Raw genomic sequence first — 9,455 nt, forward strand, 5'->3', positions numbered from 1 at the left:
CCCTGCACCCGTCAATCATCCCGAAAACCCCAGCAGAACCACGCCCGCCACGCGGGATTAATTCAGCAGGCTCCTAGCCCCGATGCGCCCCGTTTCGGCCAGAACGCGCAGGCCTCGCGGGGACTGCGACGGCTGCGGTTGGTCGCGGGTCCTATCTGGGCACCGAGTCCGGCGCCCCGCCCGCCACAGATCGCTACAAGCCTGTAGCTGCAAGAGGGCTACTCGCCGTCGACCAGACCCAGGCCCCGCAGCGCGGCCTGGCAGCCGTGTGCGACGTGCATGCGGGTCATGGCGACGACGCCGATCGCGTCGCCCTCGTCCAGGCAGCGCACCAGCTCGGCGTGCTCGTGGAAGCTCTGCTCCAACCGGGGGCCCTGCGCCGACGCGTTGATGTAGCGCTCGCAGGCGTGCCACAGCATCCGGGTGGTGCGTTGCAGCATGCCGTCGCCGAGCGCTTTGAACACCTCGAAGTGGAAGGCGCGGTGCACCAGCAGGTACTCCAGCGGATCGGGATCGGCGGACAACTCCTTGAGCCGCAGCAGGTGTGGGCGCATGTGTTCGGCGGTAGCCTCGGGCGCGATCGCGGCCACCCGCTCGGCTGCGGTCACCTCCAGCATCTCGAGCATGCGGTAGCCGTCCTCGACGTCCTGGCGGCGTATCTCCGACACCACCGCTCCGCGACGCGGATAGATCTCGGCCAGTCCCTCGGCCAACAACTCCCGAAACGCCTCCCGCACCGGCACCCTGCTGACGTCGAGTTCCTTGGCGATCGCGTCGACCCGCAGCTTCATCCCCGCCGGGTACCAGCCGAGGATGATCCGCTTGCGTATCTCGTCGACGGCAAAGTCGGTCAACGTCTCGTGGTCGGACAGCGGAGCGGCCGGCTCCGGCGTCGCGCGGCGCCTACGACGTGGACGTTCGGTCACGTCGCTCATCGTTGCACGGCGCCCGCCGACGACCACGCCGGTATCACGGCGTGGCTGGGGCCTTGGCGTAGGCGTCGACCGAATAGGGCCAGCCCAGCGGGGGCCCGATGTAGCTTTCGGCGAAATTGCGCGCGTAGGCTGCGGAGTGGCGCAGCTGCCACAGCCGGGACCGCTGAAGCTTCTGCCGAAAGGCCGCATCGGGCGAACCCGGCTCGTAGGTGTGCATCATGTGCAGCAGGGCATGGCTGAACTCCTGCGCCTTCCAGATGTCCGGGATGCGGTGCGCGGAGTACGCGGCGAGGTCGTTCTCGTCGCCGGAGGCGGCGAAACGTGCCAGCGCCAAGTCCAATTCGGCGGCGTCGGCCATCGCGAGGTTCATGCCCTTGCCGCCGGACGGGGTGATGATGTGTGCCGCGTCGCCGAGCAGGAACAGCCGGCCGTGCTGCATAGGATCGCACACCTTGCTCTGCATCTCCAGCATGTTCTTGCTGAAGATGGGCCCCTCGTTCAGCGTCCAGCCGGGTTTGGCCAGCCGCGTGCGCAATTCGCTCCAGATGCGCTCGTCGGGCCAGTCCTCGACGGTGTCGTCGAACGGCACCTGCAGATGGAATCGCGTGACGGTCGACGAGCGGAGAAGGTGACCCGCAAAACCGTTGGGGTGCTGGGCGTAGACGGTGCAGTCCGACGACGGCGGCGCTTCGGCGAGCAGGGTGAGCCACCGGAACTCGTGCTGCATGACGTACTCGTCGATGTCGTCCCACGGCATGCTCGCCCTGGCCGCGCCGTACTGCCCGTCCGCGCCCGCGACGATTTCGGCGTGCACGACCGTGCCGTCGGTGCATTCCACCCGTGGCTGATCGGCGACCTGCAGCACCTTGGCGGCTTGCGTTTCGTAATAGACTGTGCCGCCCGATGATTCGAAGCCGTCGAGCAGGTCGGCCACCACTTCCTGCTGCGGATAGACGAAGTGCGGTTTGCCGTCGTACATCTTGGAGTAGTCGGCGAAGAAACTCTCCCCGTCGACACGGAACTCGCAGCCGTGGTGCACGGCGGCCTCGGCGTGCAGCCGCGCCGACAGCCCGAGCCGATCCAGCAGCTCCACCGTGCGGTTCTCGAGCAACCCGGCGCGGGCCCGCTCCAGGATCTGCTTGCGGCTGAACTTGTCCAGCACCACGCAATCGGTGCCTCGCTGCTGCAACAGGTTCGCCAGTGTGAGCCCCGCGGGCCCGGCACCGATAATCGCTACCGTCGTGCGCACTTCGCGAACCACGGGTGTCTCCTCATCTGTTCGAAGGTGTGGGTGAGCGTCCTGCGGCGCAATCACCGGCGGGCGCTGGGTTGCATGTCGGGCACCACGACGTCGCCGTCGACGACGATCGGCTCGTCGTCGAGGTACAGGCTGCAGTCGCGCATCGGGATGTCGAAATGGCATGGCGTGTCGTTGGGTCCGCCGAGTTCGTTGTTCGGCCCGATGGAGAACATCACGTTGCCGTACACCGAACGCGGCTCCATCCCCATTCCGCCAGCGAACGCCGGCGGCAACAGGCCGTGCCACTGGGCCCGCTCGTTGAGGCCCCACCCGACGTGGGACATACCGTAGCCGCGCGGATCGTTGAACGATTCGATATAGGACTTCAGCATCTGCGCGTCCAGCTCGCCGCGGATGTCGGTGATGAAGCCCTTCTCGATGGTGATCTCCACCGGCCGCTGCACAAAGCTGTTGAACGGCAACAACACATCGCCCGGCGCGAGGACGATGCGGCCGTCAACCCCGTCGTCCTTGCCGCCGGTGAACACGAAGCCCGACGGCCAGTGGTCCCAGCGGCCAGGCTCGTCGTTGTAGCCGTACTCGGCCAGCGTCGGGTACATGCCGAGCTGGTAGGTGACGTCGGTGCCGAGCTTGTTGGTGAAGCGCAACGTGGTGGCCTTCGCCAGCAGTTCCTGGCCGACCTCGACGCGTTCGCGCAACTCCCGTGACGGGAACATGCGCGCCAGCAGTTCGACGGGCTCCACCACCGACAGGATGCGGGTGCCGGCGTCCTGAATCGCGAACTGCTCCTTGGAGAACAACAGGAAGATGAGGTCGATCAGCATGTCGGCGCGCTTGAGCACCTCGACGGCTTCCGGGTTGCCCGCCAGACCCGAGGCGCCTACGGTCCACGCCCCGGTTGAGGCGCCGGGGTCGGCCAGCCGCAGATGGTGGGCGTTGGCGCCCAACGACTGTGCCGCGGTCAGGAAGGCGTCGGCGTAGTTCAGCCGCTCCTCGCCCTGCGACAGCACCGCGACCGTCTCACCCTCGTGAACGGCGGACAGTTCCAATTGCTTCCGACACAGTTCGGTGAATTGCACCTGGTTGACCATCGCAGCCTCCTATCGCTGGCCTGTGGTTGTGCTCGACTCGAGGAACGCTCGGACGCTGGCCATGAACCCGGCGAAGTTGTCCCACGGGATCATGTGTCCGGCCTCCGGCACGCTGACGACCGGGATCTCGGGGTTCTCCCGACGCAGTTCGGCCTCGCCTTCGGCGGTGACAACGGGACTCTCGGCGCCGCGGATGAGCAGGGCAGGCGGCCGGATCTGGCGCCAGTACGGCAGGAAATCCTCGGTTTCGAAGCCGCGGTGGGTTTCGAAGACGGCGGTCTCGTCGCACGTGGGCAACTCCTGGGCCCGGATGAGCAGTTCGCGTTCGGACCACTTGGGATAGAAGCGGCGGACCTCGTCGGCCGTCGTGCCGCGGCGCGCCTCGTCGAGCTGTGTCTTGAACGACTCCCACGACGTCGGGTACGGGCCGCGGCCGGGCCCGGACAGCGGGGGGTCGGCCAGCAACACCGGTCCGCCGCCGTGGCGAGCGGCGTACGCTGCGGCGATCCGCGCCCCCATCGAATGGCCGAGCACCGTTGGGTTTTCGTCGCCGAACGCCGCGATCACCCCGGCGAGGTCCTCGGCGTAGTGGTCCAGCGTGTAGCCACCGGACGGTGCGACGTCGGACCGGCCGCGGCCGCGCACGTCGAGCACGGCCACCCGGTGATCGCGCGCCAACTCCATCGCGACGAACTCTGCGGTCAGCGCCGGGCTCGTGATACCGGGAACGATGATCAGCGTCGGCCCCGACTCGCCGTAGCACAACAGGTGTAGGCGCAGGCCGTTGACTTTGACGAACTCGCTGCGGCCCGTTGGTTCGATCGTCATGCCGCCGCCTTCGGGGTTCGCCCGTCGAGCAGTGCGCCCGCGTCGGGAATCACCGGCTCGATGCCGAGACCCTCGGCGATCTCATACGCGGTGGCGGTTGCCGCCGACAACACTGGCACGCCCAACGCTTCCTGGGTCGGCGCGATCGCTGGCAGCGACGGCATCTGCACGCACGCGGACAGCACGACGCCGTCGGCGCCGGAGGTGTCGAGTTGCTGGGCGTGCGACAGCGGCGCCATCGGGTCGAGGCAGCCGACGGCGCGATTGTCCGTGACGCTCAGACTGATTGAGTTGATCACCTCGATGTCGTAGGCAGCCAGATAACGCACGACCATCTCGGTCAGCGGAGGCGCGTAGGGCGCCACGACGGCGACGCTGGACAGTCCGAGCCGGTGGATCGACCGCACCAGCGCACCCGCACTGCTCGTCACCGGTGCATCACAACCCGCCGCCTGCGCGGCTTCGCTCATCCGCCGCTCGGCCTCTTCGTGCGCTTTCGGGCCCTGCGCCATGACCGCGATCAGGCAGGCGTAGGCGATGACGTCCACGGCGGCGTCGGCGACTTCGGTCGCACACCGATCGGCCTGGCCCACCATCGCCTGCAACGACTCCGGATCGACCGTGTGCAGCGTGGCTCTGCTGGAGTGGAACGTGAAGCGGTCGCCGGACGGATGTCGGCGAAGCAGTTCCGGCAGTTCGGTTTCCATGGTGGTGTTCGAACTCGGCACGATCAAACCGATTCGACGGGTGCGCATTGCGTTCCTTTCGCGATCGTTGCTCATTGGTGGACCGCCGCGACCTCGCGCAGGTAGTTCGTCGCCTCTGCGGCGTCGACGACGTCTGCGTACTTCGCCTGGATGTCGATCAGGCTGGCGTGATGCGCCGACGGCAAGCGGTCTGCGACGGCGTCGCTGATCACCAGCGTCGGAAATCCGTACTGGACGGCATCGACGGCGGTGGCGCGCACGCACCCGCTCGTCGTCGCACCGCACACCAGCACGGTGTCTGCGCCGTACGCCCGCAGGACTGTCGCCAGATCGGTTCCGAAGAATGCGCTGGCGCCGGTCTTGACGATGACCGGGTCGGAGGGTTCGCGCGGCAATCGCGGGTCGATCTCGGCCGCGGGTGATCCTTCGCGCAGCATCGCCAGCCCAGGAGCCTTGTCCAGCCAGACATTTGGCACGTTCTCGGGAAACGCGATGGCGGTGAACAGCACCGGCGCACCCGCCTGCCGCGCCTCGCGGATGAGGCCGGCGATGACGTCGAGTTCGGCGGACATGTCCGAGCCGATGGCGGCGTCCGGGTCGGTGAAGCCTCGCGTGCAGTCCACCACTACAACCACAGGCCGACGACCGCGACGCACCGAACCATTGAAACCCGAACGGCGATAACGGGTTTGCGGGTCATCGGTCATGACATGTCCTTCCGGCGGCGTTCCCACGGCACTTTGTGAGGTTAAATTTAATTAAATCTTCTGTCAACGCAAGGTCATCAGCGGCCCCTGTAGTGATCAAATCTGCTTATCTATCGGCTATTTCACCGCTCTACACAGCCCGTCGTAAGAATTTTCCCAACTTCTCTTGACAGTTTTGCATTAAATCCGCGATGCTCGGGCGGTCGCTGCAACTGAGACCCAAGCCACAACTGGGGGCCACGCTGCTGACCTCCGGCGATACCCATCCGAAGAGAGGCCGACATGCTCGATGCCGATCAGCGCGGGACGACCGTAGCGCCACCGCGCCAACGCTCCTATCGGACGCTGTGGTTCGTCCTCTTCGGCGGCTGGCTGTTCGCATATGCCGACCGTGCGGTCACCGGGCCGGTCGTGACGTGGATGATCGAGAACGACATCGATTTCATGCAGGCCGCGAATCATCCGCACGCGCTCGGCGGCCTCATCGGCAGCATGTTCTTCGCCGGCTACATGCTGACCCAGTTGCCCAGCGGCTATCTGGGTGACCGCTTCGGGCACGCCTCGATGCTGACGGTGTCGTTCGTGTGGGCAGGCATCGCCACCATGGTCAGCGGTGTCATCGCCGGTCTGCTCATGTTCGTCGCGATGCGCGTCATCACCGGCCTCGGCGAGGGCGCGTTCTACTCCAACGACCGCGCGCTGATCGTCGCGCACACGCCGGAAAGCAAACGCAGCCTGGGACTGGGCGTCGCGATCACCGGGCTGGCCTTCGGCTTGACCGTCGCCAGCATCGCCACTCCTCCCCTGCTGGACTTCGGCGCGAATCTGCTCGGCACCGCACACGGTTGGCGTCTTCCGTTCCTGGTGTTCGGCGCGGCGACGGCGATCCTGTCGCTGTTCATGTGGCGGTACTTGAAGGGTCTGGTCGGCACCCTGAATCTGCGCGCGCCGTTCGTGCGCCTGGCGAGCATCTCGGCGGTGTTCTGCCTGTTGATCGTCGCGTTGTTCTGGGCCTGCGACCAGCTCGGCATGCCGGAATGGCTGGCGGCGGCCGCTCAGGTGGCGCTGGCGCTCGTCCTCGTGGCGGTGATGCAGCGCCGTCAAGGCCGGCAATTGGCATCGGCCTTGCGCGACAAGGAAACCGCGTTCATCTACGTCGCGGCGATCGCAATCCTGTGGAGCATCTGGCTGTTCGGCTACTGGTCGGTGGCGATTGTGTCCTCGGCAGCCAACGAATCGCTGGTGAAGGCCGGGTTGACGGCGGCATTCAACGCAGGCGCGGGCATCATCGGGTTCCCCGTCGGCGGATGGTTGTCGGACAAGGCCTACAAGCGCGGCTGGGGCAGGCGCAACCTGCTCATCGCGGCGACGCTGGGCCAGGGCGTGATGGTGCTGCTGTTCGGCGTGTACCTGCAGACGACGGGCGAGCCGACGCTGTGGGTGATGGCCGTGCTGTTGTTCATGACGGGCTTGTTCCTCAACGCGGTGCAGCCGATGTCTCAGGCGTTGACCGCAGACCTCGTCGACCGCGCCAACCACGGCGCAGCGTTCGGGATGTGGAACCTGATCGCCGAAATCGGCGCCGTCGCCAGCCCGGTGGTCAGCGGTGCGCTGCGCGACGCGACCGGCGACTGGGTGGCCGCCATCTACCTCGACGCGGCGCTCGTTCTGGTGAGCGCGCTGCTGTACTTCGGTGTCCGTCGCACCGGTCCCCTGGCGGTTACGCCAGACGGTCAACCCGTGCGGTAAGCGTCAGCCCGATTGCGCCTCGGCCCGAAGCCGGGGCGCCAATCGCGCTGCACCGATGTCGGCGTGGTGCGTCAGGTCGTCGATGAGCCGTCGCGCATGGTCGACGAGCCCGGCCACGTCGACACCGTGCGTGCTGGCGCGGTCGCTGTTCTCGAGCCGGTCGGCGGCCCGTTGCAGCACCGTGGCGGCGCCGACGGGGTTGCCGCGCTGGATGTGGGTGATCCCGACAGCCAGCTGGGCCAGGCCCTGCCACATCGTGCGCTCGACGTCGGGCGCGTTCTTCCACGCCGCCTCCAACACTTCGTGGGCGTGAAACGCCAGGCCGCGATCCAACAGCTGCTGGGCGTAGTCGAGCGACTCCGCGGCGCTCAGCTGCAGGTCGTCCGGGATGCGCTCGACGCCCTCGCTGCCGTAGGGCAGCGGCCGCCCCAGCGCGTCTCGTGGTCGCCGATTGCGTGCCTTGCCGAACTCGTCGCGATCCCGATCAGGCACCCGGCCATTGTCTCACCCGTGCTCTCGCAGACCCTCGATCGGGCGGCTGACCTGCGCCTACCACACTAATTTGCGTCAACCCATTGCCTCTGTCCGGGCACACCCCTTACGCTTCGTTAGGTAAGGTTTGCCTTTCTCGGTTGGGCCGGGGAAGTCAGCGAGGATCGCGACTGTGAGGTGGCATCGGTTGTTCGTCTGTCTCTGCACCGGCGCCACCAGCGAGATGGTCGCTGACGTGGTCGCAACCGGCGCAGTGACCTCCAAGCAGGTCGCCGCGGCGTGCGGCGCCGGCGCGGATTGCGGCCGCTGCCGCCATACGCTGCGAGCCATCATCGCCGCAGGGACGACGGAGAACCTTCACGCGCTGCCGAACCGCCGCGCCAACGCCGCCGAGGAGAAGGCGGCGTTCGGTCGGATGACCTGCACCGGCGGCTGCGACAGCGACTGCCAGCACGCAGCGATGGTGAACACCGCGGTCGGCTGACCCCTACAGTGGATCGACGACATGAGCGTCGACTACTGGAATCACAACACCGCCTATCATAAGTGGCTCATCGACATCGCGTCGCAACACCGCGGCACCGTGCTCGACGTCGGCTGCGGGGACGGCCTGTTAGCGCAACGCCTTTCGCCGGTGTCAACGTTCGTCACCGCGATCGAGCCCGACGCGAATGCGGCCGCGCGAGCCGCCGCACGACTGGCTTCCCTTGACAACGTCGCCGTCGTCGACGCCGACTTCGACGCGTATCAATCCGACGGGGCTCGTTTTGACCTCATCACCTTCGTCGCCAGCCTGCACCACATGGACATGCGTTCGGCACTGACGAAGGCACGCGAATTGCTCACGCCCACCGGCGAAATCGCAGTCGTCGGGCTGTCAGCCAACAAGTCGGCGACGGACTGGTTATGGGCGCTGGCGTGCCTGCCCGTCAACCGAATCGCGTCCCGCCTGCATGGCGAGACGAGGGACATCGGCGTCGTCGTCACCGACCCGCAGGAGTGCCTGTCGGAGATCCGACGCACGGTCGACGACGTGCTGCCGGGTGCGCAGATCACGCGTGGCCTCTACTACCGATACCTTCTGCGGTGGCGGCGCTGACCCCCTCTCCCCATCGCGAAGACGGAATCCGCGCAGGCCCTTTCTCGTAGTTTCGCTGCGCGTTTTCCGTTTCGCGACAACGGAACCTGAACTACCATCCGAACATGGTCCGACTCGTCACGGCGCTTCTCGCGGCGTCGACTCTGACGCTGTCGAGCCTCGCCGGCGCTGGCGCCGCCACCGCCGAGCCCTGGCCGCCGTCGCCGTGCGGGTTCACGATCACTCCCCCGCAGGTTGTCCAGGTTGACGGGGTCAGCAAGGTCAGCGCGACGGTCACCGCGACCGTCTGCGGCTTCGCGGCCAGCCCGTATCAGAGCGTCGCCTGCATCGAACTTCAGGGCCAGCCGGGCGGCGCGTGCATGCAGGGCACCGACACCGCCCAGGTGTACTTCGAGCCCTACACGCCCGGGGCCACGTACTCGTCGCGCGGCCGCGGCTGCGGCATCATCGTGCCGACGTTGCCCGCCGACAACTGCCAGATGCTCGGCCCTGTGACGGCGACCCTCTAGCCTGAACGTTTCGTGAGATGGGCCGTTGACACGGCTTGTAATGCACGGAAGTGCCTGTCCTGCTTGAGAACATTGGC

General features: G+C 66.9%; 10 protein-coding genes and 1 pseudogene. 4 read left to right on the forward strand and 7 right to left on the reverse strand.

Annotation, left to right across the window (positions count from 1 at the left end):
* Positions 1-218 precede the first annotated feature (218 nt).
* From CQY20_RS32085 to CQY20_RS32110, 6 genes are read right to left on the reverse strand one after another with little or no spacing between them, the layout of a single operon-like run.
* Positions 219-926: a GntR family transcriptional regulator gene (locus CQY20_RS32085; protein WP_207767360.1), complete on the reverse strand. Its 708-nt coding sequence runs from the start codon at positions 924-926 to the stop codon at positions 219-221.
* A 43-nt stretch (positions 927-969) separates the two neighbouring features.
* Positions 970-2,196, reverse strand: a complete 1,227-nt coding sequence (locus CQY20_RS32090; RefSeq protein ID WP_097945120.1) for a 4-hydroxybenzoate 3-monooxygenase — start codon at positions 2,194-2,196, stop codon at positions 970-972.
* 50 nt (positions 2,197-2,246) lie between these two features.
* Positions 2,247-3,287: a 2,5-dihydroxypyridine 5,6-dioxygenase NicX family protein gene (locus CQY20_RS32095; protein ID WP_097945121.1), complete on the reverse strand. Its 1,041-nt coding sequence runs from the start codon at positions 3,285-3,287 to the stop codon at positions 2,247-2,249.
* Positions 3,288-3,296: 9 nt separating this feature from the next.
* Complete coding sequence (locus tag CQY20_RS32100; protein ID WP_097945123.1) at positions 3,297-4,115, reverse strand: alpha/beta fold hydrolase; 819 nt, start codon at positions 4,113-4,115, stop codon at positions 3,297-3,299.
* Positions 4,112-4,870, reverse strand: coding sequence for a maleate cis-trans isomerase family protein (locus CQY20_RS32105; protein WP_097945132.1), 759 nt, complete (start codon positions 4,868-4,870; stop codon positions 4,112-4,114). The genes CQY20_RS32100 and CQY20_RS32105 overlap by 4 nt, the downstream gene beginning before the upstream one ends.
* Before the next feature lie 23 nt (positions 4,871-4,893).
* Positions 4,894-5,445, reverse strand: coding sequence for an isochorismatase family protein (locus CQY20_RS32110; RefSeq protein ID WP_234816514.1), 552 nt, complete (start codon positions 5,443-5,445; stop codon positions 4,894-4,896).
* Positions 5,446-5,811: 366 nt separating this feature from the next.
* Here CQY20_RS32110 and CQY20_RS32115 point away from each other — a divergent pair, with 366 nt between their 5' ends.
* The gene (locus CQY20_RS32115) at positions 5,812-7,278 is read left to right on the forward strand and encodes an MFS transporter (RefSeq protein WP_097945125.1); all 1,467 of its coding nucleotides are present in this window, start codon (positions 5,812-5,814) and stop codon (positions 7,276-7,278) included.
* Between the two features lie 3 nt (positions 7,279-7,281).
* Here CQY20_RS32115 and CQY20_RS32120 read toward each other — a convergent pair whose 3' ends face one another.
* A complete protein-coding gene (locus tag CQY20_RS32120) occupies positions 7,282-7,770 on the reverse strand; it encodes a DUF309 domain-containing protein (protein WP_097945127.1) in 489 nt (162 codons plus the stop codon).
* 187 nt (positions 7,771-7,957) lie between these two features.
* Here CQY20_RS32120 and CQY20_RS35795 point away from each other — a divergent pair.
* From CQY20_RS35795 to CQY20_RS32135, 3 genes and pseudogenes are all read left to right on the forward strand, one after another.
* Positions 7,958-8,110 (forward strand): annotated as a pseudogene (locus CQY20_RS35795) ((2Fe-2S)-binding protein); the annotation flags it as partial.
* A 165-nt stretch (positions 8,111-8,275) separates the two neighbouring features.
* Positions 8,276-8,869, forward strand: coding sequence for a class I SAM-dependent methyltransferase (locus CQY20_RS32130; RefSeq protein WP_097945129.1), 594 nt, complete (start codon positions 8,276-8,278; stop codon positions 8,867-8,869).
* A gap of 104 nt (positions 8,870-8,973) precedes the next feature.
* The gene (locus CQY20_RS32135; protein ID WP_097945130.1) at positions 8,974-9,378 is read left to right on the forward strand and encodes a hypothetical protein; all 405 of its coding nucleotides are present in this window, start codon (positions 8,974-8,976) and stop codon (positions 9,376-9,378) included.
* Positions 9,379-9,455: the final 77 nt, after the last annotated feature.

Origin of the sequence: Mycolicibacterium agri, from assembly GCF_002553505.1 — a bacterium.
Classification (GTDB): domain Bacteria; phylum Actinomycetota; class Actinomycetes; order Mycobacteriales; family Mycobacteriaceae; genus Mycobacterium; species Mycobacterium agri.

Excerpts from the sequence above, each read along its gene's own strand:
- CQY20_RS32135 (WP_097945130.1), top strand. The coding sequence starts at position 8,974 with ATGGTCCGACTCGTCACGGCGCTTCTCGCGGCGTCGACTCTGACGCTG.
- CQY20_RS32100 (WP_097945123.1), bottom strand. The coding sequence starts at position 4,115 with ATGACGATCGAACCAACGGGCCGCAGCGAGTTCGTCAAAGTCAACGGC.
- CQY20_RS32105 (WP_097945132.1), bottom strand. The coding sequence starts at position 4,870 with ATGCGCACCCGTCGAATCGGTTTGATCGTGCCGAGTTCGAACACCACC.
- CQY20_RS32095 (WP_097945121.1), bottom strand. The coding sequence starts at position 3,287 with ATGGTCAACCAGGTGCAATTCACCGAACTGTGTCGGAAGCAATTGGAA.
- CQY20_RS32130 (WP_097945129.1), top strand. The coding sequence starts at position 8,276 with ATGAGCGTCGACTACTGGAATCACAACACCGCCTATCATAAGTGGCTC.
- CQY20_RS32115 (WP_097945125.1), top strand. The coding sequence starts at position 5,812 with ATGCTCGATGCCGATCAGCGCGGGACGACCGTAGCGCCACCGCGCCAA.